At 63.8% G+C, this 409-nt stretch carries 1 protein-coding gene; it reads left to right on the top strand.

Translation table 11 applies throughout. The features are described from left to right. The coding region (gene nusA / locus AC1D0P_RS30745) for a transcription termination/antitermination protein NusA (protein ID WP_477680193.1) at positions 1-409 on the top strand (409 nt) is incomplete at both ends.

Below are 409 nucleotides of genomic sequence, written 5' to 3'. Positions count from 1 at the left end.
CATCCGCAGTTCATGGTCAAGCTGTTCACCATGGAAGTGCCTGAAATCTACGACGGCATCATCGAGATCCGCTCGGTCGCCCGCGATCCCGGTTCGCGTGCCAAGATCGCCGTCATTTCCAACGATTCGTCGATCGATCCGGTCGGCGCCTGCGTCGGTATGCGCGGCTCCCGCGTCCAGGCCGTCGTCGGCGAATTGCAGGGCGAGAAGATCGACATCATTCCCTGGTCGCAGGACCCGGCGACCTTCATCGTCAATGCGCTGCAGCCGGCCGAAGTCGCCAAGGTCGTTCTGGATGAAGATGCCGAGCGCATCGAAGTCGTGGTGCCGGACGAGCAGCTGTCGCTGGCCATCGGCCGCCGCGGCCAGAATGTCCGCCTCGCGTCGCAGCTGACCGGCTGGGATATCG

The sequence above is a fragment of the Polaromonas sp. P1_G2 genome (genome assembly GCF_056405515.1).
This window is presented reverse-complemented; position numbering and strand designations above follow the sequence as displayed.